The organism is Porticoccaceae bacterium LTM1 (assembly GCA_030252795.1).
GTDB lineage: Bacteria > Pseudomonadota > Gammaproteobacteria > Pseudomonadales > Porticoccaceae > SCSIO-12696.
In genome coordinates this window covers 20,161-44,347 of the sequence record CP127080.1, presented here as the reverse complement: position 1 = coordinate 44,347, position 24,187 = coordinate 20,161, and the positions used below count along the sequence as shown (strand labels likewise).

Below are 24,187 nucleotides of genomic sequence, written 5' to 3'. Positions count from 1 at the left end.
ATTAGTTTTAATCTCTTGGCGCATTGAAATTACTCATATGCGGCCACTAGACGGGTTCAGCCCTCAAACACCCCTCGCTATATTTTAAAAATTTATAACTGTATGCATGATGGGCTTCTTTACAGGCGGAGTGATCTGTTGGAGATAGCGGATTTGGAGGGAAATAGCGTGTCTGGGTGAGTTGTTGCCAGAAATTGTGCCTGTCTGTCTTTCCTTCGATTACTGAATGGAAAATTCTTTACTGAGTTCGAGGAAGAGTATTCTGCCCCGGGGATCAAACCTGGCAGGATCCCATGGCGCCCTGAATGGACCAGCGATGACATTACTTACAAAGTCAAACTTTTCGTTCAATAGGTTCTTTACCCCGAAGTTACACGTCAGATCGTATTTCGGGACTTCAACGTAGCCGGTCAGGTCATAGGTCGTCGAGTGTGGCATCCTCGGTAGCCCGGTAGGGAACCCACCGATATCTACCAATTTATATCCTCCGCGCCAATTTGCCCACAGGGTGACGCCTGAATTTTCTCCGCGCCAGCCTGTATAGGCCTGTATTCGGTATCGATCTGAACCATTTTGAAAACCCACCAACTCTTTCGGCTCAGCACCCGGAACCAATTGATCTTCCTGGGTTAATGTCTCAATGGCGTAAACGCCAAAATCTATCTCACCTATTGGGGTCTCTTTTCGGTATTTAAAATCTAGATCGAGTGTTTCATTAATTCGCGTGGCAATATTTAAGGGCAAGTTGGCAGCAAATATAATAACTTGCGTTTCAGGATCACGCTGCACCAACTCGGGAAATTGTTGTGGGTTTTGTGCCACCACTGGATTATTAAATGCCAAAAATGTCACTCTATTCTTCCATTCAATAGAACTCCAGGTAGCCGAAATTTCCAACCCTTCTATTTCCTCTGATTGATAGATAATCCCCACAGTTTTATTGGTCGCCTCTTCCGCCTTCAAATCGGGATTCCCTCCAAATAATCCCGGAACATTTTCGGTAAGAACATACCCTTCATTGATACTTGGAACAAATATAAAACCCGGTGCATTTTCCGGATCCGGGTGAAAGTAATCAGAGACCGTTCTTGTAATCGGTTGTTGATCGTCATAAAGCCACCTGAGTGACGGCGCACGAAATGATTTTCCCCACGACGCTCTTACAGTCCATTTAGGATTCACTTTCCAATGTATTCCCACTCTCGGGCTGGTGGCATTAAAGGATTTCTTTTCCTCTTGCTGGTCCACCCCTGAAAATCGACCTTCGAATGTGTAGTCTTCATATCGCGCTGCAGCCGATAACAATAACTCTTCCGTCCACAGGAGTGAGTTTTCTGCCCCCACTAAGGGAATAGAAAATTCTATCCCAAATCCCAGTACATCTCGCCCTGGCTTGTCATCAACCGCTCCGACCGTAGCAACACGTATTGCGGAATCGCTCCAGTCCAGAATTTCAGTTCGGTAGTTGATATTAATTGCCATGCGAACAGTTCCCCCCGGCAGCTCAAAGAGTTCACCATCGGCACTGATGTCATAGTATTTATTAATGGTTTTTGGCTGCCTTGCCGCAGGGCTTCTCACCAGCGCATTAAGATTTAATCCCTCGTCGTTGTTTCCTTGCTCAAAAAAATTGATCGCGGGTACGGGTATGGGGTTACCACTACTATCCAGTACTGCTTGATATTGCGACGCTGACCCCGCTATATATTGCAACTTTATACCTGCAACTGCACTGGCAAAATCTTCATTGAATGTTGACGGACTTATGTCATAAAAATTGTAATCACTGCGAGATTCCCCATAACCTATGCTGGCATCCAACATCCAGTTCCGCCACCCTGAAGAAATTCGAAACCCGGCATCAGCGTTTAGTCGGATCAGCTGATTGGTCTGGTCAACACCACGCATATTCTGATTCAGGTATTCATCTGAAAAGGTATAATTTACCCGTACGCTGGTATCAAATTTGTTAAATGGATTTGTTGCTGGAACATCAACACCGAAAACACTTATGGGCCCTCTGGAGGCCTTATCTTCCACCTTATCAAAGATGAAATTACCATAAAATTCAGTGGCATCTGTTAACGCTTGCGTGAATCCGAATGTTGCTGATATCGACTGTGAAACAGGCGTAGCCAGTAGCCCCAATTTCGGATCATCAACCAGTAGTCTCTGTGCCTCTCGTTCATCACTGGTTGTCGGCACCTCGCGTAAATCTGACAAACTCCAACGGTCATTATTTATCACCTCTGGATTGAGGTAACTGAATAATGGATTAAATGTGCCGGTGCTTGATTCCACATAACCGCTGATAGTGCCGCTTAAATAGCGCGAATCCAACCCACCTCGTGAACGCAAGTCATCGGTTTCCCAATCAGCATCCCTGGCTCTCACGGCTTCGGATTCAGCATAAGCTAACGTCGCTAAAACATTTCCCGAACTCCATGAATAGCCAAAGATCTGACTCAGGCTGAAGTTATCTGCATTGTGCGAGCTCTCCTCATACCTCACTTTTGTAGTAGCACCGACATAATCTTTACGAAGCACAATATTAATTACACCTGCTATAGCATCGGATCCGTATATTGCAGAGGCTCCATCCAACATAACCTCTATACGGTCAATGGCCTCTACCGGGATGGTGCCCAGATTAATACGTCCATCCGCTTCAAATCCTGGCGATGAAGAGAGGCGTCGCCCGTCCACCAGGACCAATGTACCTTCCGGGCCCATTCCTCTCAGATTCGCCGCCGACTCCCCCAATGTGCCAAACGGAGTGCTATCGTCACCGCCGTGGGTTGTGGTAGAGAGCCGATTTACGCTGTTCAGGTTATAAGGCAGTGAAGCCACAATTTCTGCTGTTGACGCAGCACCCAACCTGGCAATGTCATACCGATCAATAACATGTAAGTGAGAGGTTGGTTTGGCATTCCGAATCCTGCTACCGGTAACAATGACCTCTTCGATCCCTCCCGGCTTTGCTGCCTCGTCTTCATTTGGGCCAGCAACACTGCCTATTTGGGTAATAAGAACTGTTTTACTTGAAACGATTTGATAGGTAAGACCGCTATCAACCAGCAACCTTTCCAATGCATCTCTAAGACTGTAATTTCCCTTGATCTCGGGAAGGTTGATCTGCTCAGAAATGCCCTCTGAAAGCACAACCTGCACATCGAAGGCTTTGCTTATTTGAAGGAAAGAGTGATTGATTTTCTGCTGGTTAATTTGCAGGTAGTGGACTTGTTCTTTGGCGCCCAAGCAAAGGCCGGTAGAAGCACAATAGAGTGCTGAGGCCACGCTCACCGTCAAAACTTTTTGTTGCAAAGTTTTGCTCTGCACCATCGTCACCAAACTCTTTACGCCCAAAGTGTAAAGTATATGACAACAACGGCTGGATTTCGTCGCAGCCTGGCAGCTCCATCCAGTTGAATTACTGGCTGCCAACAATAACGATTGCGTCAAACTCGTGAATAATCTTCAGTGAATTACCAATTTCGATGGCTTTCAATGCTTCATTGATGCTGTCCGTCTTAATAATTGCATTGATTTTTTTATCGACGATGCCTGGATCTTCAATCAGGATTTTCTTTGGACTGTAACGATTGAGTTCTTTGACAACGTCCAGCAATGTTGCGCCCTCAAAGCTCAATACACCAGTGCGCCAAGACGTTAAACTCGCCAAATTCTCAGTAAAGCTGGTCGATAATTGATATTTCTCATCAAATTTCGCCGACCAGCCCGCCTGCAATCGATACTGACCAGATGCAGATCCTACGATATCACCTTCATCCTGAATTAAGGTTGATCCGGTCATTACAGGATCGTCAGATGGGTGAACTGCAACTTCACCATCTGTAACGCTAATGCTCAGGCCGATTTTATCCCGTCGAACATTAAACGCCGTTCCCAATACCGAGACCCTGATACCGTTAACTTCTACATAAAACGGTCTGGCGGGGTCTTTGGCAACCTCAAAGAAAGCCTCTCCCCTAATGAGAGTCAGCCCTCTTGTGCTGTCATTAATATCTACCAGCACTTCGGTACCTGTATTGAGGTGTAAATTACTGCCATCAGACAACAGATAGGAATGGCTTTCCCCTACTCGGGTCAGGTAGCGATCAACATTATAGTTTTGCTCATCCACAGGCCCGACAAAGAATAGAGCTGATACGGTTAATACCAGCATGGCGGCAGCTGCAATCCAATATCTGGCATGGCTGGCTCTGGCACCCTTTCTTTCAGCCGAACGCTTAAGGATCGCCTGTATGTCACTGTCATTCCTTAAGCTTTCCATGGCGGCCAAACCACGGTAAGTCGCTTCGAGACCTTCTTTTATCTCAGTGTCATTGATACCCCGAGCAGCCAATGAATCCATACATTCATTAGCATCTTCACTTGCCATCACTCGAGAAATATCGCGGGCAACCCGGTATTGATTGAGTTTTTCACTGACCTTGTCCATTACTGACTCCTGTCCAGTTTTTCCTGTGCACGTCGAATTCTAATCAGTGCGCGAGCCATGAAATTTTCCACCTGTTTTCTGGTCACTCCCATACGGTTTGCTATTTCCGGGTAGCTTAAATTTTCAAACCGATTCAACAGAAATGCCTCTCGCCAGGTAGGTTTTAAATCCATAATCACTTTTTTCAGAACTTCTAAATCTCTCTGGGCAATCACCACCGCTTCGGGGCCCAATTCTGTCCCCCCAGTATGGGATTCCCCACCCTCCTGCTTAATCGCACTAACATATTGGGCTTGGGAGTGACTGCGGCGAACCATATCAACCAACAAATTGTTTGCCATTTGAAACAGGTAGGGACGGGTATTGACCAAGCCGTCCTTTATTTTGTCCATCAGCTCCTGACTTGAAGCCAATCGGGTAAACACCTCCTGCACCAAGTCTTCAGGATCAAACCCGCACAATTCAGCTCTCTGCCGAATAAAGCACAGCAAGGCCTGACTGTGTTCGCCAAACAGTCGTTCAAGTTGCCTCTTGTTTCGCCACTCCCGGCCTTTCACAAGTTTTACCACCGAGCCTAGACCCTTGGACATGTGTTACCTGACCACTCAAAGATAGTTGAAGGAAGGAGAACTCACCCAGCTAGACGTATTAGTTACGTAATCACCCCTCGTTTGATCCAAACTGATTCCAACCAGTCGCCTTTAAAAACGCAGCTTACTGGCATAAAACTCTCATCACTCGGATTTAGCTTCAAATTAGGAGCAAGATCGGCACTTTTAGCGACAAAAAATACAGTTGATGACTTTACTCTCTCAATAATAGAGCCACTCTAACCAGGCAATTTCGCTGTCGCTGAAATAACACAAAGCCTCTAAAAGCAAAAAACCCGGCGTTCGCCGGGTTTTTTTATGCCTGGTAAATTGACTATCAAACGTCCATTTTATCCAGTTGACCGTGGCGAATGTCTTTACCATTCACCAGGTATACGACTTGCTCGCAGATATTTTTGGAGTGATCACCAACACGCTCCAATGCGCGCAGTGCCCACATAATGCTCATCACACGACCGATACTGCGCGGATCTTCCATCATGTAGGTCACCAATTCGCGAAGTGATGTTTTGTAGTCCAGATCCACTTGTTCATCTGCTTTCAGGGTCGCTACTGCAGATTCGACATCGTAGCGTGCGAAGGCATCCAGTGAACGATCCAGCATATGGCGAACGCCGTTGGCGATGTGGCGAATTTCCACATAACCGCGTGGGGCAGAACCCTCTTCACTGAGCATTATTGCCATTTTGGCGATACGCTTGGCTTCGTCGCCGATACGCTCCAGATCGCGTACGGTTTTGTTTACTGCCATCACCATGCGCAAATCACTGGCGGCTGGCTGGCGACGGGCGATCAGCAGAATACAGGCTTCGTCGATTGAGATTTCTGCAGCGTCTACCTGCTCTTCCACCTTCAATACGTGTTCAGCCAATTCCGAATCGGCATTTTCCAGAGCGCTAACGGCGTCTTCCAATTGCTTTTGTACTGTCCCGCCCATTTCCAACATGCGGGTTTTGATCTTCTCCAGCTCTTCGTTGAATTGCTGGGAGATGTGTGTATCGAAATGCATATTACCCATAGGTTGTCTCCCTTAACCGAATCGACCGGTGATGTATGCTTCGGTCAGCTCATGCTCCGGAGCGGTAAATACTTTCTGTGTGTTGTTTACTTCTACCAGATGACCCAGATGGAAGTAGGCTGTGCGCTGGGAAACCCGTGCGGCCTGCTGCATGGAGTGGGTCACAATAGCGATGGTGTAGTTTTCACGCAGCTCGGCAATCAACTCTTCAATGCGTGCGGTGGCAATCGGATCCAGTGCTGAACAGGGTTCGTCCATCAGGATTACCTCCGGGCTTACCGCAATGGCACGGGCGATACACAGACGCTGCTGCTGACCACCGGACAGGCCTGTGCCTGGTGCATGCAGTCGATCTTTAACCTCATCCCACAGAGATGCGCGCTTGAGGCTGGTTTCAACGATCTCGTCCAGTTCGGCACGACGGTCGGCGAGACCGTGCAGACGTGGTCCGTAAGCAACATTGTCGTAGATGGATTTCGGGAACGGGTTTGGCTTCTGGAACACCATACCGATTCGGGCGCGCAGTGCCACCACATCCATCTTCTTGTCGTAGATATTTTCGCCATCCAGCATCAAATCACCAGACACACGACAGCTTTCTACGGTGTCGTTCATGCGGTTCAAGCTGCGCAGGAATGTGGATTTACCACAACCGGATGGGCCGATCATGGCAATCACTTCGTTTTTGCCGATGTCGAGGTTTACATCAAAAATGGCCTGCTTTTCGCCGTAAAACACGTTGGCGTTGCGTACTGACATCTTGGCGTTATCAACAAGCGCCTGGCCAACTGTGGCGCCGTGTTTAACCTCACGGCCCTTCAGCACGTCTTTAGACCCGGAACGATCGAGAAGCATGTCGCCTGCCTGTTCTGTTGCTACTGTATTCATTGCACTATACCTGAATATCTCTTATCTAAACGAATGATTGCTTACCAGCGACGCTCAAGGCGTTTGCGCAGTACCACAGCCAGTGTGTTCATCACAATCAGAAAGCCCAGCAGCACCATGATGGCGGCTGAGGTCTTTTCAATAAATGCCCGCTCTGGCATGTCAGCCCAGAGGTAGATCTGTACCGGAAGCACGGTAGCCGGGTCGGTTAAGCTACCTGGAATATCCACCACGAATGCCACCATGCCAATCAGCAGCAGCGGAGCAGTTTCACCCAGCGCCTGGGCCATACCGATAATAGAACCGGTGAGCATGCCCGGCAGTGCCAGCGGCAGTACGTGATGCATCACCACCTGCATTGGCGAGGCACCCATACCAATTGCCGCTTCGCGAATAGAAGGTGGAACAGCCTTAATCGCCGCACGGCTGGAAATAATGATGGTCGGCAGGGTCATCAAGGTCAGTACCAGACCACCAACAATTGCTGTGGAGCGAGGTACACCAAAGAAGCCGATAAAGATCGCCAAACCCAACAGACCAAAGATAATCGATGGTACCGCTGCGAGGTTGTTGATGTTTACCTCGATAAAGTCGGTCAACTTGTTCTTGGGAGCGAACTCTTCCAGGTAAATCGCCGCTGCTACACCAATCGGGAAGGACAATGCCAAGGTAATCAACAGGGTAAAAAACGAACCCAGTGCTGCACCCTTGATACCTGCCAATTCCGGCTCGCTGGAGTTACCATTGCTGAAGAAGTTGCTGTTGAACTCCAGCTTGATATCACCGTCTTTTATCAGTTCCTGAACCCAGGCTTGCTGGTTTTCAGACAGTTTTCCAGTGAACGGTGTGCCATCGAGACTTTTGTAGTAAGTGTCTACATCATCATCCGCCAACAGCCAGATGGTCTCACTCTTTCCCAGCAGTTTGGGATTGTCGGCGAGACGACGCATCAAAACAAACGAGGAATCCACACTCGCCATTGAGTACAGCTGGCGCTTGGCGGTTCGACCGGTAACCTCTGGAAAGCGGTTTTTCAGGGCATCTTTAACCACACCGTCAAAGTTGGCCAGCGCCAGTTTTTCGCTATCCAGCACATCGTCGGTACTGTACAGGCCCAATACATCCTTGTCGTACTGTACTTCCAACTGAATGCTGGCGAGACGAAAGGCGCCACTACCCTTGCTGATAATATCGGTAAACAGTACCACTACCGCCAACAGACCAAGTGCAATAGAGGCAATACCAAAAGTCTTGAACATTTTTTCGGAGCGGTAGCGCCGAGCCAGTGTGCGATTGACCTTCTCGATATTGCTGGTCGCAGCTGAATTTTTCATCTGATCAGTCATATTGCTCTCTGTATTTCTTAACCGTTCTTTGGGCAAACATGTTCAGTCCAAGGGTAATCACAAACAGCACCAGACCGAGGGCAAAAGCCACCAGTGTCTGTGGACTGTTAAACTCCTGGTCACCAACCAGGGCCAGAACAATTTGAACCGTTACTGTGGTTACCGCTTCCAACGGGTTTGCGGTCATATTGGCGGCCAGGCCTGCGGCCATCACCACGATCATGGTTTCGCCAATCGCGCGGGAAACTGCCAACAAAATTCCGCCAACAATACCGGGCAATGCGGCAGGGAAAATCACTCGCTTGATAGTTTCCGACTTGGTGGCGCCAAGACCCAGCGATCCATCGCGCATCGCTTGTGGGACGGCACGAATCACATCATCGGACAGAGATGAAACAAATGGGATAATCATCACCCCCATCACCACACCAGCAGCAAGAGCACTTTCTGACGCCACATTCAAACCCATGGATTCACCGAGACCGCGAATGAACGGGGCCACAGTCAGTGCGGCAAAGAAGCCGTACACAACGGTCGGGATACCGGCAAGGATTTCCAGGGTCGGCTTGATAAAGCTGCGAAGCTTGGGATGGGCATACTCGGCCAGGTAGATAGCTGACATCAGCCCCACTGGCACTGCCACCAGCATGGCAATAAATGAAATCAACAGGGTGCCGACAAAGAGTGGCAGAGCTCCGTATTTACCACTCTGGGGGCTCCAGGTAGAACCAAATAGGAAGTCGAGCAGTTCAACATCATCAAAACTGATAAAGTGAATGGTTTCGAACAACACTGAGAACACAATGCCCACTGTAGTAAAGATGGCGATCATGGCGCAGAACATCAGGGATGCACTGAACACCTTTTCAACCTGATTACGCGCCTTGAACTGGGCACTGACTTTGGCCCAACCCCAGAAACCACCCAGGATTGCCAGCGACAACACCGCCCCCGTCATCACCCAGCTCGCTGTATTGCGCAATTTCGAAAGGCGCTCGGCAGCGGCGATAATTTCCGGCACTTCACCTGCAGAAGACAGGGCTCCACTGGCAATGTTATTGATACGGCTGAGCATCAGGTTGTGGTCAGCGGTAGTATGCGGCTGCAACGCCTCTGGCAGGCCGGTCAGTACCACATGCTCAATAATCGGGGCATCGAACATCAACCAGACCCCCATCAGGATCAATGAGGGTACCGCACACCAGATTGCGGTTTGGGTTCCGTAATAGAACGGTAGTGAGTTGAGGTAACGAATACCACCCATAGGTCGAGCAATGGCGTATGAACGCCCCCGGCCCATGTAGTAGGCAACTGCTGCCATAATTAGCAGCAAAAATAACAAGTTAGCTGTTTGCATTTCAGGCCTGTTCCTTCAAAAAACTTGGGACTGCGATCTCAATCATAGTCGGCTGGTTGTGTCGACATTAAGACAGCAGTACAAAATTCTCTGGCATTTACCATATAACCGATAAAACAAAGGGCCCAGTGAGATTCCCACTGAGCCAAGTTCTTTGCGGTGTGTTATTAGTTTTTATTGATCATTTCTTACAAGGCGCCCTCCGCAAGGCGCCTTGTGATGAAGAATCTTACAGAGACTTCAGAGTTTTCATGCCGCGAACATCAGCTGCAGTTTGCTTACGCAGAGAGCTGTTCATCGGGATCATACCTTTCTCCGCCAGGTAGCCGTCTTCGCCCCAGGCTTTCTCGCTGGTGAATTCAGCCAGGTACTGCTCAATGCCCGGGATAACACCAACGTGGTCTTTCTTCACGTAGAAGTACAGCGGACGGGAAACCGGGTAAGACTTGTCGGCGATGGAGTCGAAAGTCGGGGCGTTGCCTTCAATGATAGAGCCATGAACCTTGTCGCTGTTCTGGTCCAGGAAGGAGAAACCGAATACACCCAGAGCGTTCGGGTTAGCTTCTAGCTTTTGTACGATCAGGTTGTCGTTTTCGCCAGCTTCGATGTACGCACCGTCTTCACGAATGGTGTGAGCGATCGCTTTGTACTTCTTCTTGTCAACTTTCTTCATGTCTTTGATCCAGGAGAAAGTCTTGGCGCCACCTTCCAGAGCCAGTTCGGCGAAGGCGTCGCGAGTACCAGAAGACGGAGGAGGACCCAGAACCTCGATTTTAACGTTCGGCAGAGCCGGGTTTACTTCTTTCCAGGTTTTGTATGGGTTGGCTACCAGAGTTTCAGATCCATCCGGATTCGGAACGTCTTTAGCCAGCGCCAGGTAGATGTCCTTGCGAGACAGCTCAAATGTCTTGGACTTTTTGGAGTTGGCCAGAACGATACCGTCGTAACCGATCAGTACTTCAACGATGTTGGTAACACCGTTCTTTTTGCACATTTCGAACTCTTTCGCTTTCATGCGACGTGAAGCGTTGGTGATGTCTGGATGCTCGGTACCCAGGCCAGCACAGAACAGCTTCATACCACCACCGGAACCTGTAGATTCGATTTTCGGGGTAGCGAATTTGGTGGCTTTACCGAAACGCTCAGCTACTACGGTAGCGAACGGGTATACAGTAGAAGAACCTACGATGCTGATGTAGTCACGAGAAGCGGCTACAGCATTTACGCTGGCCAGAGTTGCAGCAGCAACCAAGCCGGCAAGTGTCAGTTTCATGCTCTTTTTCACGATAGTCTCTCCATTGGAGTAGTTATGAATTACTTCGAGCGGAATGCTAGATTTCGAGGGTGACAATAATATGAATGGATTGTGACAAGTTCATTACAGGCAGGTGGTCTCCATAGGTCATGCTATGATCCGCCCCTTTATAACCAATAACTATGACTGTTTATGACTGTTGCCACCTCCGCCGACCGCCTTGCCCGCGGGATCGACTCATTTACTGAACGCTGTGGCAGGGCAATTTCCTGGCTCACACTGGCCATGGCACTACTTACCACTACTGTCGTGGTGATGCGCTATGTATTGGAGGTTAACTCCATCGCCCTACAGGAGAGTATCACCTACCTGCACGGTATCGTGTTTATGCTGGGCGCTGCGTTTACCCTCAAACGCGCTGGTCATGTCCGGGTCGATATCTTCTATCGCCAAATGAGTGGCAAACATCAAGCACTGGTGGACGCACTTGGCGGGTTATTGTTCCTGCTGCCAGTGTGCGCCTTGATCTTCTGGCTCAGCCTTGACTACGTGCTGGCCAGTTGGAGTGTAATGGAAGTCTCTACTGAGCCCGGCGGATTGCCGTTCATTTATTTGCTGAAAACACTTCTTCTGATCATGCCTGTAACCCTGGCCCTGCAAGGGGTTGCCGACATTATCAGCAATACACTGTTCTTTCTGGGCCTTGGCGGTCATCACGAGTCCGGGCATGAGGGGGCACTGTAATGGTTGAGCTTACCTTTGCCGAGTATATCCCCCTGCTGATGTTTGTTGCGGTCTGCGGGCTGTTGATGCTGGGCTATCCAGTGGCGTTGACACTGGGTGGCACTGCACTGATTTTTGCCGGCGTAGGTGCTGCCTTTGGCCACTTTGATATGGCGTTTCTGGAAGCACTGCCCAACCGACTGTTTGGCACCATCTCCAACCAGACCCTAATCGCCGTGCCGCTGTTTATCCTGATGGGCGTGATGCTGGAGAAGGCCAAGCTGGCTGAAGACCTGTTGGATAGTATGTCTCGACTGTTTGGCAAGCTGCCGGGCGGCCTGGGCATTGCCGTTATTGTAGTCGGCATGCTGTTGGCGGCCAGCACCGGTATTGTCGGCGCCACTGTGGTCACCATGGGACTGATGTCACTACCCACCATGATAAAGCGTGGTTACTGCCCGGCGCTTGCCGCCGGCACCATCTGTGCAACGGGCACCTTAGGACAAATTATTCCGCCCTCCATCGCCCTGGTATTGCTGGGTGATATCCTCACCAGCGCCTACCAGCAAGCCCAGCTCAGCATGGGCATCTTTACCCCGGATACAGTATCCATTGGCGATCTGTTTATTGGTGCCATCATTCCCGGTATGGCTCTGGTAGTCCTTTATATCGTCTACCTGCTGTTTATTGCCAAAGTGAGGCCAAATAAAGCCCCGCAGCTTGCAGACAGCGAAAATGGCATTACCGGTGGACAACTGCTGAAGAGCTTACTGCCACCTGTTGCTTTGATTGTGCTGGTGCTCGGCTCTATTCTCTATGGAATCGCCACCCCCACTGAGGCGGCGGGGGTTGGCGCTGTGGGCGCTACCGTACTGGCCCTGTTACGACGTCAGCTCAACCTGACCCGACTGCGCGAAGTGATGCGAAACACCACCGATACCACCGCCATGGTGTTTTTGATCCTGATTGGCGCCGCCATCTTTTCATTGGTCTTTCGCGGCTTTGGCGGTGAGGAAATGGTCGCGGAGATTTTTGAGAACCTGCCCGGCGGAGTCTTTGCCGCCACTCTGCTGGTGATGGTGATCATCTTTCTGCTCGGGTTTATTCTCGACTTTATCGAAATCACTTTTGTGGTGGTGCCGATTGTCGCGCCGGTACTACTCGCCATGGGTCTTGACCCGGTATGGCTCGGAATCATGATCGCGATCAATTTACAAACGTCATTCCTGACTCCACCATTTGGCTTCGCGTTGTTTTACCTGCGAGGTGTAGCTCCGGCTACGGTGAAAACCGGCGACATCTACAAAGGCGTGATACCCTTTGTCATAGTTCAATTGCTTTTGCTTGGCATGTTGGCGCTCTGGCCAGAAATGGCCACTTGGCTGCCCGACCAGCTCTTGGGGCATTAATAATCTAGCTATTGGATATTATCTATGAGCAACCGAAATACAGATCCAACGCCTACCGGCGTACTGAGCTTGCAAACCATTGCCATGCCCGCTGACACAAACCCTAACGGCGATATTTTTGGTGGCTGGGTACTGTCACAAATGGACCTTGCCGCCAGCATTCATGCTCGCCGCATTGCCAAAGGGCGTGTGGCGACAGTCGCCATAAGTAATATGGCCTTCCTGAAACCGGTACCGGTGGGCTCAACTGTCAGCTGTTATACAGAGCTGGAAGAAGTGGGTCGCACCTCTATGCGTTTTCTGGTGGATGTCTGGTGCACCGAGCAGGAATCGGATCAGCCGTTTAAAGTGACGGAAGGCGAGTTTATTTTTGTTGCTATTAATGATGAAGGGAAAACCAGGGTGGTGCCTGAGAATTAAGAAATGCTTGATGCACCAACTCTGCTGGTGCATCTAGCATAATTAATTAGTCTCTGCTCATGGTAAACGTAAATTTATGAAGCACACCTGGGACTTCTACCGGCTCTCCATTCACATATCGAGGGATGTATCGCATCTGTTTTGCCGCGCTTATGGCCGCTTTATTAAATATTTTTGAGTCTCTACCTGTACGACCAATATAACGGAATCCATTTTCTTCAAACTCCGTTATCCAGTTTGGCTCCTTTTTACTTTGCTTGAATGATTTTGCCTCAACCACTTCAAAATCCTTGGTTAGTCCTTGGCGATCAATAGTAAACCTCAGTACTACATACCCCTCCTCACCCCTACTCAATGCAGACTGTGGATACTGAGCCCTTACCTTTTTAATTGGAGCGTACTCAGAATTCTCTTGCCCTGCACCATAAGTTAGCTCCATAAATCCTGCCATTAGAGGCGGTTGCCCTTCACCAAATATTTTTTCCGAATAAACCATGTCAGGGCAGTCTTCCATGTTTTTCTTAAGTTTATTTATATCGCCCAGAGGGCTAAGCAACCAATAGACATGCTGGCAGGCTCGAAATTGATCATCTGGCGATTCACTCCAATCATCTATAAGCGTTCTATAGCGGTGCAGGGCACGAGAATTCTCAGCTTCCAATACCGCAAAATGCGCCCAACCGAGATACCCTTTTACCATCTCTTCTCGTGAGCACTCAAGCTCAGCTATTTTTCCTTCTTGATTATTTATCAGGTAAGACATTATCAAGTGAGCACTTAAATCAGGCTTGCTTTTCTGAAGGCTAACCTTCTCAACTTTAGCAATAAAGTCAGACAACCCAAAAACTTTTTTCTCGACAACTTTATTAGAGTCGTAATTTCTAATTTTTAAAATACCTAATTGATAGTCAATAGCCTTTTGCTCACCTATTGCAACATCTTCTAACTTGCACCCAGAAATAATATCTGTGTAGAGTTCTGGCTCCTTACTAATTAGCCTTGTTTTTGCTATCGATCTACATAGGTCCGAAGAAAAATTAGGAACGTTATTACCCCATTGCTCCGTAAGATGTTTATAGATTAGTAATACTTCTTCATCTTTGAATCTGTTTTCGGCAAAATTCAAAAAAATGTCTTTCTTTACATCTTGCGGGCAGCTTTGGATTTCATCCCAATAATTCCCAATACGGTCTTGCCTTAGATAAATATTAAACATTCTCTGGCAAGCGGCTTTTAAAGAATGCTCCAATCCTTCCTTCTGCCAATTCTCTGACAAGAACTTATAAAGCACTAAGGCCTTATCTGCTTTCATGTTTACTTCGTATGTTTGAGCAATACTCAAAAGCTCCGCTCTAACTTCAGGGTCATCATGCCGATACCTCCCATTTTCATCTTTTAGCTCAACTCCGTGGGCCACAAATGAAAAACAACATATTAAAAATAATTGAACAACTCGATTTAGCATATTACTTTCCTTAGCTCTTATTATTTTTTAACGATTTGACCTTTATTGCTCCACCATCAGCAACCGGACTGCCAGTCCGACAAATACCAATCCCACGGCGCGATTCGCCCACTGTCCAGCTTTTGCAAAGCGTTTTGTCTTCAGGGCCTGACTGAAGGTGCCGGCCAGCATTCCGATACCACCAAAAACCAGCACCACCAACAAAGTAAAGACAACCCCCAACAACCCCATTTGAATCCAGACCGGGCCGTCTTGGGAGATAACAAACTGAGGCAAAAATGCCAGGAAAAACAGTGCCACCTTGGGATTGAAGATATTCATCAACAGCCCACGAACAAGCAGTCCCCGGCTTGAGATTTGGGTGGTCTGGATTTCTTCGCTGTCTGTTTGTGATGCAGGCCGAAAGATTTTGTACGCCAGAAAAAGAAGATAGAGTGCGCCGATTATTTTGAGCGCCATAAAAGCCAATGCAGATGTCTGAAAAATAATCGACACACCCAGTGCCGCCGCGAGAGTATGCACCAGGTTTCCCAAAGCCAGTCCCAGCGCTGTTGCCAAACCTGCCAATCGACCATGACGTACACTCTGGGCAACCAGGAATACAACATCCGGTCCCGGCGCCATGATCAGCACCAACGAAGAGAGAATAAAAATCGGCAAGTTACTCAAATCCATTCTTGATTCCTTCAGGAAAAACTCAAGAATAACGGAAGTTGGGTCGATTGAGGAGTTTTGTAGATTGTCGCGGTGGACTCTGGAGGCCTATCGGCCTCCATCACCCACTCCCTTAACCGCTTTTTATTGTGACGGGATCGCTTAGTTATATTTATTTTGAAATTACGATCCGCCCCACGGCTTTATTGCATCTTTAGCTGGCGATAGCAGTTCCCGTATAGGGATAATCTCGCTGAAGCCAATTCAACGCTAAACTCCTGGATTTGAAAATGCCGAACTCCGCACAACTTTCACTGACCTGCGATTTCACTTTTGCTGATAATTCACCCGAGCTGGTTTTTGCAAGCATGGCAATACTTTGAAACTGTGACATATTCCCAAATGCCCGCTGTGCCTCATAGCTGAATGAATAGGAGTTTTCTTTGTTGAGAAGAACACGAAAAGGTGCTTTCAAATGAGTGGCTAGCGCTAAATGAAGATTGTGAATCATCCGTTTATTGACTTCGACGCCCTCGTCGATCACAACTTCAGCCAGGCTTTTGCCTAATAATAAAACTTGTCCAAAGGACAGTTTAATGACTGAGTTCATGTAACCCCCGGTATAGCTAACCGCTTACCGTTAAGGCTCCAGGAAATACCAGGCACGGGATTTGATCCCCGCCATTGAGAAATTAATAGTCTTGATTGCTCCCATCCGGTTTGCATCTACGGTACTGGATATGGTGATTAACACTCTTTTATTCAGTACCAGCAATTTCAATCTAGCCTTAACTCTCAGGTATTCGTACCTAACGGCTATGTTTTAATAACTATCTAGTTTTAATAATGTTCTAGTTTTAATTTACCTACCCCCTGAAAAAGGGGTCATCTTTTTTAATCTATTCGGCACCAGAAGGCAATCAACTACCCGGTGTTTTTGCTACTGTTTTGTGACCATTTTGTTGCGACCTTTCACGCCATGGCCTGTCAGTTACTTTTTAACAGCTAATTCTCGCTGGGATTCTATTCCCAATGCCAACACCAGTGGATCTGCTTTCTGTTGATCAACAAATGTCTTTTTGCTCTCTGTTCCTCGCCAGTTCTGGCGAATCATCTGCTGCGCGACCGGTGCTCCCAGCGTGGTTCCGGGACCTAGCACTATCAATTTGTCCGGTGCGAACTCCTTGATCGCTACTTCTATGGCAGTTGAGAAATCGTAAGTCTCGGCGACCTGATGACCAAAGGTGTAGTCATACAGGGCATCCAGCCCGGTAGCCCAGGGCTGCCAGATATGGCCGCGGCCATCCACCATGGGAATGGTCGGCGCACTGAATAACGAACGTGACAGCACACCATGTGCCATAGCCGGAACCTGTGCCAGCAACGGACTGTGGAAAGCTGAGTGGTTATAGAGCTGCATCGGGTAGCGCTCCTGCACCGGCGGCAAGTTTTCCAACAGGAATTTGATGCCGGGTTTATTGGCCGCCAACACCCGCATACCGCCCAGGTAGATGGAGTCGTACACTTCCACGCCCGGCTCTTTGTCGGCCGCCACTAGGGTTGCGTCCAGCTTGTCTTGCAGATCCTGGCTGTAGTGCCAGTTTTCATCCACCAGCGGGTAGATCACCTGACCACCTACGCCCTCTTTCTGCATTAGGGTACCCATGGTGTTGACGATCTCGATTCCACCTTCCAGAGAAACCGCTCCGGCACAGGCAAGCGCCAGATACCAGCCCATGGAGTTGCCGGTAACCGCGACGATGTCGTACTTGTCGCGATCAATAGCCTGGAAATCCGCCAGCGCACAGCTGTAAATCAGTGGCGATGCGTTTTCGCTGTTGGTCATGGTGGCGGTGCGAAAGGTCTCGCTGCCATCCAGCTCGGAAACCGGTGTCTGGTTGTGACTGCGGCGGTATTCGTCAACCATGGCAATAAAGTCGATTTTATCGCTGTGGTGGCGCTTGAGGTAACCCAGTTCCTCTTTGTTATAAGTGCCACGGCCCGGGCAGATAACGATGGCGCGTTGTTTGGTCATTTTGGTTGTCCGCTTTCTATTTGGAGCTATCCACATATTTTTTAACTGTCATCCTGAGTGCAGCGAAGGATCTCTCAGTCGAAAGTTATGGAGATCCTTCGCTGCGCTCAGGATGACAACGGCTATTTCTTCACCAGTTTCAAGGCGCTTTCGACAATACCTTCCACGCTCGGCAGCACCAGATTGGCGGCGTCGGCCAGTGGGATAAAGGAGTCATCGGCGGTGATTCGGCCAACCGGTTTTTGGCCGCTGGCCACTTTGCTGTCCTGTTCGTAGAACAGGGTAGTCAGCGCCTCACTCTGTGAACCTGTGCGGCGGCACTCATCGACGATCAACACATGTTTGGCATTTGTAGCAGCGTCGAGAATGGCCTGCTCGTTGAGTGGAGCCAGCCAGCGGATATCGACCACCTTGCAGTGGATACCGTGGTTTTCTTCCAGTTGCTTAGCCGCCTGCAAGCTCAGGTAATGGCCGTTGCCGTAGGTGACAATGCAGAGATCATCGCCCTCACCGCTGATGCCTATATCACCGAGTTCCATCTCGTTTACACCGGGCGGCTCGTACACCGAGGTCCACAGGTTATCGCCCTCTTCGTGCAAGTCGCGGGTCATGTAGAGCGCGATGGGCTCGATAAACACCACCACCCTTTGCTCTTCGTGAGCCAGCTTCACGCAGGTGCGCAGCATTTTGCTGGCATCACGACCGTTTGAGGGCACTGCGATCACTACGCCGGGAATATCGCGAAACACCGCCAGTGAGTTGTCGTTGTGGAAGTGGCCGCCAAAACCTTTCTGGTAAGCAAGGCCGGCTATACGAATCACCATCGGGTTGGTGAACTGGCCGTTGGAGAAGAACGACAGGGTCGCCGCTTCGCCGCGGATCTGGTCTTCGGCGTTGTGCACGTAGGCCAGAAACTGGATCTCCGGCATCGCGATAAAGCCGTTCTGTGCCATGCCGATAGCGAGGCCGAGAATACTCTGCTCATCGAGTAGAGTGTCGGTAACGCGGGCGCGGCTGAATTTGTCCTGCAGGCCGACGGTTACACCGTACACACCGCCCTTTTTCCCGACATCTTCACCGCACATCACAATCTGTGGGTACTGCAACATCAGGTCGGCGAGGGTGAAGTTGATCAGGCGCGCCATATGGTGAGGCTGATTCAGCAGGCGCTGTTCTTTGCCAAACATTGCCAAGCGCGCTTCTTCGTCCTTAATCGCCGGCATCTGCTTGCCGGAGTGCGGCGGCACAACCGACGCCATCACATCAGTGTTGGTGGTCAGCTTCGGGCGGGCAATAGCCTGCTCGGCCACCCGCTCGATGCGCTCTTCTACTGCACGATAGATGTCGCAAATCTGCTGCGGGCTGAGAATATCGTTATCGATCAGAATGCGCGCAGTATGCAGCAGCGGATCCTGGGCTTCAGTCGCCTCTACCTCTTTGAGTGTGCGGTAGCTGGTCTCCACATCGGAACCGGCATGGCCCATCAGGCGCACTGTGCGCATATGCAGGAACACCGGCTGGCGATTCTTCCGGGCAAAAGCTTCAGCCTCGCGGGCACCGCGCATTGCATCCAGAAGGTTGAGACCGTCGCAGTAGATGTACTTGAGACCGGCGCGGTGTTCAAAGTTAGCGCGGGTCCAGCCGCTCGGCGTCGAGGTGGAGATGCCGATGCCGTTGTCTTCGCAGATAAACACCACCGGCATTTGTGCGCCCTGGTAACTGGTCCAGGCGGCGGTGTTGATTGCCCCTTGAGTGGTGGAGTGGTTGGCGGAAGCATCGCCGAAATTACAGATCGCCACGGCATTGCCCGGCATCACCGCGTCGGGATTTTTCAAATGTTTGCCAAGGCCAATGGCGTGACCTGCACCCATCGCCTTGGGCAGGTGCGAGGCAATGGTACTGGTCTGTGGCGGCACCAAGGTTGTCTTGCTGCCCAGCACCTTGTGACGACCGCCGGACACCGGGTCTTCACTGGACGCCATAAAGGAAAGCAACATATCGTACAGCGGGGTCTCCCCCGGCAACTGCTTCATGCGCTGAATCAACAGGGCACCACTGCGATAGTGCAGGAACGCCATATCGGTGGCATTGAACACCTTGCCAAATGCGGCATTACCCTCGTGACCGGAACTGCCAATGGTGTAGTAAGTCTCGCCGCGAGCGCGCAATCGGCGCGAGGCAATATCCAGCAGTCGGCTCATCGCCTGGCTTTCAAAAAGATCCACCACCTCGTGATCGGCGAGGCCTACATCGGCGGGAGTCAGATTGACGGTGGGTTGTGGCAGGTCATTGGCCATGACCCGATTAAGGAAATTCTCGTGAACAATTTCAGCGCGGTTTTTCATTTATTTTAATTCGAGACTCAAAAATATCGTCATTCCCGCGCAAGCGGGAATCCATTTGGATATGGAGTTCTAACCCTGGATCCCCGCCTACGCGGGAATGACGGAGAGGCTGTGTTCCCTCCCCGTCTCATGCCTCAAATCAGTCCAGGTTGAACTCAATACCCTGGGCCAACGGCAGCTCTTTGGAGTAGTTCACGGTGCTGGTCTGGCGACGCATGTACGCCTTCCAGGCATCGGAGCCGGACTCACGACCGCCACCAGTCTCTTTCTCACCGCCGAACGCGCCACCAATTTCCGCACCGCTGGTGCCGATGTTGACGTTGGCGATACCGCAGTCAGAACCAACGGAAGTAACGAAGGTTTCGGCTTCCTGAACATTCAGGGTGAAGATCGCAGAGGACAGGCCTTGCGGTACGTCATTCTGACGCTCGATGGCATCTTCCAGATCGCTGTAGCGGAATACGTACAGGATTGGCGCGAAGGTCTCTTCCTTCACGTTGTTCATGTCGCCTTTCATCTCAACGATGGCTGGATTCACGTAGTAAGCCTTCGGGTACTGGTCGGCCAGGGCGCGACCACCACCGATAACATCGCCGCCGTTCTGCTTGGCCAGCTCGATAGCCGCTTCCATGTTGTTGAACGACTGCTCGTCGATCAGCGGACCAACCAGGGTTTTAGCATCCATCGGGTCACCCAGGGAGATTTTGCCGTAAGCGGTTTTCAGGGCTGGAACGAGGGTGTCGTAAATGTCATCGTGTACAAAGATGCGACGGGTAGAGGTGCAGCGCTGGCCACAGGTACCCACGGCACCAAACAGAATGGCGCGAACGGCCATATCCAGGTCGGCACTCGGTGCAACGATAATGGCGTTGTTGCCGCCCAGCTCCAGAATGGAACGACCGAAACGCTGTGCAACACGTGGGCCCACTTTGCGGCCCATGGCGCAGGAACCGGTAGCAGAGATAACCGGAACGCGCTTGTCGTCTACCAGCTGTTCACCGATGTCGGCGTGCCCGATGATCAGTTCAGATAGGCCTTGCGGCGCGTCTTTGCCAAATTTGTCGATAGCGCGAGCCAGCAGTTGCTGACAAGCGATGGCGGTGATCGGGGTTTTCTCGGACGGTTTCCAGATTACGCTGTCGCCACACACCAGTGCCAACGCGGTGTTCCAGGCCCAAACCGCTACCGGGAAGTTAAAGGCGGAGATAATGCCCACTGGGCCGATCGGGTGCCAGTACTCACTCATTTTATGGCCCGGGCGCTCGGAGGCGATGGTCAGGCCGTACAGCTGGCGGGACAGGCCGACAGCGAAGTCACAGATGTCGATCATCTCCTGGACTTCACCCAGACCTTCCTGATAAATCTTGCCACACTCCAGAGTCACCAAAGAGCCGAGCGCTTCTTTGTGAGTGCGCAGCTCTTCACCGAACAGGCGAATCAACTCACCGCGACGCGGAGCCGGAACCTTGCGCCACTCTTTGAACGCTGCGGTTGCGCTGGCGATTTTGGCGTCAACTTCTGAGGCGTTGTCCTGTTTAACACTGCCCAGCTTGGAGCCGTCGGTGGGGGAAAATACATCCAGATCGCCGCCGCTGATTGCAGCGGCATTGATGCCCATCGCTTCCAGGGCACTGTTCAGTTGGTTTTGAACGCTCATACTTCTCTCTCTATGTCTTCTATTCTGCGTGGATTCGACTCAGGTTGAGCCCGCGTTGCGTAGATTATCTAACAGCCTAATAGGGTCGCCATTTGCAACGTCAAAATAAAGCGCTAAAATTTACAAATTCACCATCGATTTAATCAAATTAACATAAAGAATCATCAATATGATTGATAATACGGATCGTAAACTGTTGTCGTTGCTGCGGGTTAATGCCCGTATGTCTACCTCGGATCTGGCGCGCAAGCTGGATATCAGTCGCTCGACCATTCAAAACCGTCTCAAGCGACTTGAAGATAACAACATCATTAAAGGTTACACCATCGAATTCAATGAGGAATTCGAAAAGCGCCTGCTTAAGGCCCATGTGATGATGCAGGTACAGCAGAAACTGACTGGTGCTACCTATGTTGCCCTGAACAAAATTACCCAGGTCAGTGCACTCTACTCCATCAGCGGAGAGTACGACATGATCGCCGTAGTGCGAGCCGAGTCAGCTGAGGAGCTGAGTCAGGTGATCGACCGTATCGGTGATCTTGATGGAATTGTACGCACTAACTCCTCGGTCATTCTGGAAACCAAGTTTGTTCGTTGATCCTTTTTAGTGGTGCGCACGGCACGCTCTACATGCTGCACAGTGGGGCTTCGTGCGCAACGTCAGGATTCTTTGGACAAGTGCGCCAACTCGCCCGCCGATTGCTCCCAGTTCTGGCCGTCAAAAGGCTCAAGCGTAATTTTCTGAAAACCACTCTGGTCCAGACATCGCAGATTGATGCTGAAACCATCCGGGTTGGAGCGGGGAATATAAAACGGCTTTACCCCGCAATGTTTGCAAAAGGTGTGCTTGGCTACACCCGTATTGAAGGTGTAGGTGGTGATATCCGCTTCACCTTGCAGCAGTTTAAATCTGGACTTGGGGACAATCAGGTGCTGAAACCCGACCATCTGGCACATAGAGCAATTACATTCGTGAACCACAACAGAGTCCGGCGTCTGCACCTCAAACTGAACCGCTCCACAGTGGCAGCCTCCTGAACTGGTAATCATTTGCTCGCTCATAGCAGCAGCTCTCCTTCAATGGGCACAAACTTTCCGGAAGAATTGATCAGCGCATCAGCGGTTAACGCCGGTACGCCGTACACCTCGGTCTGCTTACCCATACCCTGCCCGACTTTATCCATCAATATGGCAAAGTCGCCATCACCGGACACCAGAATCACAGTATCCACATCAGCCGCCTGCTCCATTACATCAATTGTAATCCCCACATCCCAGTCACCTTTGGCAGAGCCGTCAGACCGCTGAATAAAGGGCTTCAGCTTAACTTCAAAGCCTATAGCGCGAAGGATATTCTGGAACTGGCGCTGCTTCTCGTCACCGCGATCAATGGCGTATGCATAGGCGGCAACGACTTCGCGGTTTTCAGTCGCCTGAGCCCAGAAGCGGTTGTAATCGAAATTGCGGCCATGGGCTTCGCGGGTGGTGTAGTAGATGTTTTGAACATCGACAAAGATGGCGACTTTTTTCATCAATCAGAGGTACCAAATATAAGAAGAAACTTGTCCATTATCCTATCACGGCAGCGGACTATTAATTTGACGCCCCTGATATCTCTCTTCTAAACGTTATTAGGGCTAATTAGAAAAATGGAGCGAGATGATGGAAAACAGTGAGCAATATCTGGAAACGGCGACAGAACTTGCGATGCAATACGCTCCCAAGTTCCTGCTCGCCTTGATCGTGCTTTGGGTTGGCTGGTGGCTGGTAGGACGTGTCGTTAAAGTTGTAGACAAGGGGTTGGCCAAAAGTCACGCCGAACCCACATTGGTTAAATTCCTGCACAGCATCATCAACATCACCCTCAAACTGATTCTGCTGGTGATTTTTGCCTCCATGGTCGGTGTGGAAATGACCTCGCTGATCGCGGTCATGGGTGCTGCAGGTTTGGCTGTAGGGTTGGCACTGCAAGGCAGTCTGGCGAATTTTGCCGGTGGTGTTCTGATTTTGCTGTTCAAACCATTCAAAGCTGGTGACGAGATTGAGGCCCAGGGTTATCGCGGCGTAGTTCAGGAGATCCAGATCTTCAACACCATCCTGCTCACTCGCGACAACGAGAAGATTGTGATCCCCAACGGAAATCTCTCCAACGGATGCTTAAAGAACATTTTCTGCGAGCCAACCCGTCGCGTGGATATGACTTTTGGTATCAGCTACGAGGATGACCTAGTCAAGGCCAAGCAGGTAATCGCAGATGTGCTATCGGCAGATAGCCAGGTCTTGCCAGAACCCACGCCGGATATTTTTATCAGCGCCCACGCCGACAGCTCGATAAATATTCTGGTGCGCCCCTGGTGCGCTTCAGAGAATTACTGGAAAGTTTATTTTGGCACTATGGAGGCTGTGAAACTGGCCTTTGATCGCGAAGGAATTACCATTCCGTTCCCGCAACGGGATGTGCATATTAAGCGGGAGGTGTAGGGCGAGAGATGAGAGATGGGAGATGGGAGATGGTTAGTGTGCCGGTGTTTTCCTCCGTCTC

Annotated in this window: 21 protein-coding genes; 5 read left to right on the top strand and 16 right to left on the bottom strand. The window is 50.2% G+C overall.

All coding sequences use genetic code 11. The features are described 5' to 3' along the window. Positions 1–219: 219 nt before the first annotated feature. The 8 genes from QP938_00200 to QP938_00165 form a co-directional block, all read right to left on the bottom strand. Positions 220–3,342, bottom strand: a complete 3,123-nt coding sequence (locus tag QP938_00200) for a TonB-dependent receptor (protein WIO74357.1) — start codon at positions 3,340–3,342, stop codon at positions 220–222. A gap of 88 nt (positions 3,343–3,430) precedes the next feature. Then, the gene (locus tag QP938_00195) at positions 3,431–4,462 is read right to left on the bottom strand and encodes a FecR domain-containing protein (GenBank protein ID WIO74356.1); all 1,032 of its coding nucleotides are present in this window, start codon (positions 4,460–4,462) and stop codon (positions 3,431–3,433) included. After that, a complete protein-coding gene (locus QP938_00190; GenBank protein WIO74355.1) occupies positions 4,462–5,052 on the bottom strand; it encodes a sigma-70 family RNA polymerase sigma factor in 591 nt (196 codons plus the stop codon). Before QP938_00190 ends, QP938_00195 begins: the two co-directional genes overlap by 1 nt. A 337-nt stretch (positions 5,053–5,389) precedes the next feature. Beyond that, positions 5,390–6,091, bottom strand: a complete 702-nt coding sequence (phoU, locus tag QP938_00185) for a phosphate signaling complex protein PhoU (protein ID WIO74354.1) — start codon at positions 6,089–6,091, stop codon at positions 5,390–5,392. Positions 6,092–6,103: 12 nt separating this feature from the next. Then, positions 6,104–6,850 (bottom strand): phosphate ABC transporter ATP-binding protein PstB, encoded by a 747-nt coding sequence (gene pstB, locus QP938_00180; protein ID WIO75676.1) that lies wholly within the window; start codon positions 6,848–6,850, stop codon positions 6,104–6,106. A 170-nt stretch (positions 6,851–7,020) separates the two neighbouring features. Further along, on the bottom strand, positions 7,021–8,325 hold the full coding sequence (gene pstA, locus QP938_00175; protein ID WIO74353.1) for a phosphate ABC transporter permease PstA: 1,305 nt from the start codon (positions 8,323–8,325) through the stop codon (positions 7,021–7,023). Beyond that, a complete protein-coding gene (gene pstC, locus QP938_00170; protein ID WIO74352.1) occupies positions 8,318–9,682 on the bottom strand; it encodes a phosphate ABC transporter permease subunit PstC in 1,365 nt (454 codons plus the stop codon). Before pstC ends, pstA begins: the two co-directional genes overlap by 8 nt. Positions 9,683–9,911: 229 nt before the next feature. After that, positions 9,912–10,955 (bottom strand): PstS family phosphate ABC transporter substrate-binding protein, encoded by a 1,044-nt coding sequence (locus QP938_00165; protein ID WIO75675.1) that lies wholly within the window; start codon positions 10,953–10,955, stop codon positions 9,912–9,914. Between the two features lie 174 nt (positions 10,956–11,129). Between QP938_00165 and QP938_00160 the strand changes: the two genes are divergently transcribed. From QP938_00160 to QP938_00150, 3 genes are read left to right on the top strand one after another with little or no spacing between them, the layout of a single operon-like run. Further along, on the top strand, positions 11,130–11,681 hold the full coding sequence (locus QP938_00160) for a TRAP transporter small permease subunit (protein WIO74351.1): 552 nt from the start codon (positions 11,130–11,132) through the stop codon (positions 11,679–11,681). After that, on the top strand, positions 11,681–13,069 hold the full coding sequence (locus QP938_00155) for a TRAP transporter large permease subunit (GenBank protein WIO74350.1): 1,389 nt from the start codon (positions 11,681–11,683) through the stop codon (positions 13,067–13,069). The genes QP938_00160 and QP938_00155 overlap by 1 nt, the downstream gene beginning before the upstream one ends. 24 nt (positions 13,070–13,093) lie before the next feature. Beyond that, positions 13,094–13,489: an acyl-CoA thioesterase gene (locus tag QP938_00150; protein ID WIO74349.1), complete on the top strand. Its 396-nt coding sequence runs from the start codon at positions 13,094–13,096 to the stop codon at positions 13,487–13,489. 46 nt (positions 13,490–13,535) lie between these two features. On the opposite strand, the gene QP938_00145 is transcribed toward QP938_00150, so the two are convergent. The 6 genes from QP938_00145 to QP938_00120 all read right to left on the bottom strand — a co-directional run bounded on the left by QP938_00145 (position 13,536) and on the right by QP938_00120 (position 21,645). Then, on the bottom strand, positions 13,536–14,954 hold the full coding sequence (locus QP938_00145; protein ID WIO74348.1) for an energy transducer TonB: 1,419 nt from the start codon (positions 14,952–14,954) through the stop codon (positions 13,536–13,538). Positions 14,955–14,996: 42 nt separating this feature from the next. Further along, the gene (locus tag QP938_00140; protein ID WIO74347.1) at positions 14,997–15,629 is read right to left on the bottom strand and encodes a LysE family translocator; all 633 of its coding nucleotides are present in this window, start codon (positions 15,627–15,629) and stop codon (positions 14,997–14,999) included. A 193-nt stretch (positions 15,630–15,822) separates the two neighbouring features. Beyond that, a complete protein-coding gene (locus QP938_00135; protein WIO74346.1) occupies positions 15,823–16,218 on the bottom strand; it encodes a hypothetical protein in 396 nt (131 codons plus the stop codon). A gap of 381 nt (positions 16,219–16,599) precedes the next feature. Next, positions 16,600–17,643: an ACP S-malonyltransferase gene (locus tag QP938_00130; GenBank protein WIO74345.1), complete on the bottom strand. Its 1,044-nt coding sequence runs from the start codon at positions 17,641–17,643 to the stop codon at positions 16,600–16,602. Positions 17,644–17,765: 122 nt separating this feature from the next. Beyond that, the gene (locus QP938_00125; GenBank protein WIO74344.1) at positions 17,766–19,988 is read right to left on the bottom strand and encodes a thiamine pyrophosphate-dependent enzyme; all 2,223 of its coding nucleotides are present in this window, start codon (positions 19,986–19,988) and stop codon (positions 17,766–17,768) included. A gap of 139 nt (positions 19,989–20,127) precedes the next feature. Continuing rightward, positions 20,128–21,645 carry an aldehyde dehydrogenase family protein gene (locus tag QP938_00120; GenBank protein ID WIO74343.1) on the bottom strand — a complete coding sequence of 506 codons (1,518 nt, stop codon included), beginning with the start codon at positions 21,643–21,645 and terminating at the stop codon, positions 20,128–20,130. A gap of 169 nt (positions 21,646–21,814) precedes the next feature. On the opposite strand from QP938_00120, the gene QP938_00115 reads away from it, so the two are divergent. Then, positions 21,815–22,243, top strand: coding sequence for an Lrp/AsnC family transcriptional regulator (locus QP938_00115; protein ID WIO74342.1), 429 nt, complete (start codon positions 21,815–21,817; stop codon positions 22,241–22,243). A gap of 62 nt (positions 22,244–22,305) precedes the next feature. On the opposite strand, the gene QP938_00110 is transcribed toward QP938_00115, so the two are convergent. Both QP938_00110 and QP938_00105 read right to left on the bottom strand, forming a co-directional pair. Next, complete coding sequence (locus tag QP938_00110) at positions 22,306–22,707, bottom strand: GFA family protein (protein WIO74341.1); 402 nt, start codon at positions 22,705–22,707, stop codon at positions 22,306–22,308. Further along, positions 22,704–23,177 (bottom strand): NYN domain-containing protein, encoded by a 474-nt coding sequence (locus QP938_00105; GenBank protein ID WIO74340.1) that lies wholly within the window; start codon positions 23,175–23,177, stop codon positions 22,704–22,706. The genes QP938_00110 and QP938_00105 overlap by 4 nt, the downstream gene beginning before the upstream one ends. A gap of 127 nt (positions 23,178–23,304) precedes the next feature. Between QP938_00105 and QP938_00100 the strand changes: the two genes are divergently transcribed. Beyond that, entirely contained in the window at positions 23,305–24,126 is an 822-nt protein-coding gene (locus tag QP938_00100; protein WIO74339.1) for a mechanosensitive ion channel, read from the top strand. The last annotated feature ends 61 nt before the right edge of the window (positions 24,127–24,187 follow it).

What these genes read in the sequence shown, in the direction of transcription:
- QP938_00200 (WIO74357.1), bottom strand. Translation starts at nt 3,342, where the DNA reads ATGGTGCAGAGCAAAACTTTGCAACAAAAAGTTTTGACGGTGAGCGTG.
- QP938_00195 (WIO74356.1), bottom strand. Translation starts at nt 4,462, where the DNA reads ATGGACAAGGTCAGTGAAAAACTCAATCAATACCGGGTTGCCCGCGAT.
- QP938_00190 (WIO74355.1), bottom strand. Translation starts at nt 5,052, where the DNA reads ATGTCCAAGGGTCTAGGCTCGGTGGTAAAACTTGTGAAAGGCCGGGAG.
- phoU (WIO74354.1), bottom strand. Translation starts at nt 6,091, where the DNA reads ATGGGTAATATGCATTTCGATACACACATCTCCCAGCAATTCAACGAA.
- pstB (WIO75676.1), bottom strand. Translation starts at nt 6,850, where the DNA reads ATGTCAGTACGCAACGCCAACGTGTTTTACGGCGAAAAGCAGGCCATT.
- pstA (WIO74353.1), bottom strand. Translation starts at nt 8,325, where the DNA reads ATGACTGATCAGATGAAAAATTCAGCTGCGACCAGCAATATCGAGAAG.
- pstC (WIO74352.1), bottom strand. Translation starts at nt 9,682, where the DNA reads ATGCAAACAGCTAACTTGTTATTTTTGCTGCTAATTATGGCAGCAGTT.
- QP938_00165 (WIO75675.1), bottom strand. Translation starts at nt 10,955, where the DNA reads ATGAAACTGACACTTGCCGGCTTGGTTGCTGCTGCAACTCTGGCCAGC.
- QP938_00160 (WIO74351.1), top strand. Translation starts at nt 11,130, where the DNA reads ATGACTGTTGCCACCTCCGCCGACCGCCTTGCCCGCGGGATCGACTCA.
- QP938_00155 (WIO74350.1), top strand. Translation starts at nt 11,681, where the DNA reads ATGGTTGAGCTTACCTTTGCCGAGTATATCCCCCTGCTGATGTTTGTT.
- QP938_00150 (WIO74349.1), top strand. Translation starts at nt 13,094, where the DNA reads ATGAGCAACCGAAATACAGATCCAACGCCTACCGGCGTACTGAGCTTG.
- QP938_00145 (WIO74348.1), bottom strand. Translation starts at nt 14,954, where the DNA reads ATGCTAAATCGAGTTGTTCAATTATTTTTAATATGTTGTTTTTCATTT.
- QP938_00140 (WIO74347.1), bottom strand. Translation starts at nt 15,629, where the DNA reads ATGGATTTGAGTAACTTGCCGATTTTTATTCTCTCTTCGTTGGTGCTG.
- QP938_00135 (WIO74346.1), bottom strand. Translation starts at nt 16,218, where the DNA reads ATGAACTCAGTCATTAAACTGTCCTTTGGACAAGTTTTATTATTAGGC.
- QP938_00130 (WIO74345.1), bottom strand. Translation starts at nt 17,643, where the DNA reads ATGACCAAACAACGCGCCATCGTTATCTGCCCGGGCCGTGGCACTTAT.
- QP938_00125 (WIO74344.1), bottom strand. Translation starts at nt 19,988, where the DNA reads ATGAAAAACCGCGCTGAAATTGTTCACGAGAATTTCCTTAATCGGGTC.
- QP938_00120 (WIO74343.1), bottom strand. Translation starts at nt 21,645, where the DNA reads ATGAGCGTTCAAAACCAACTGAACAGTGCCCTGGAAGCGATGGGCATC.
- QP938_00115 (WIO74342.1), top strand. Translation starts at nt 21,815, where the DNA reads ATGATTGATAATACGGATCGTAAACTGTTGTCGTTGCTGCGGGTTAAT.
- QP938_00110 (WIO74341.1), bottom strand. Translation starts at nt 22,707, where the DNA reads ATGAGCGAGCAAATGATTACCAGTTCAGGAGGCTGCCACTGTGGAGCG.
- QP938_00105 (WIO74340.1), bottom strand. Translation starts at nt 23,177, where the DNA reads ATGAAAAAAGTCGCCATCTTTGTCGATGTTCAAAACATCTACTACACC.
- QP938_00100 (WIO74339.1), top strand. Translation starts at nt 23,305, where the DNA reads ATGATGGAAAACAGTGAGCAATATCTGGAAACGGCGACAGAACTTGCG.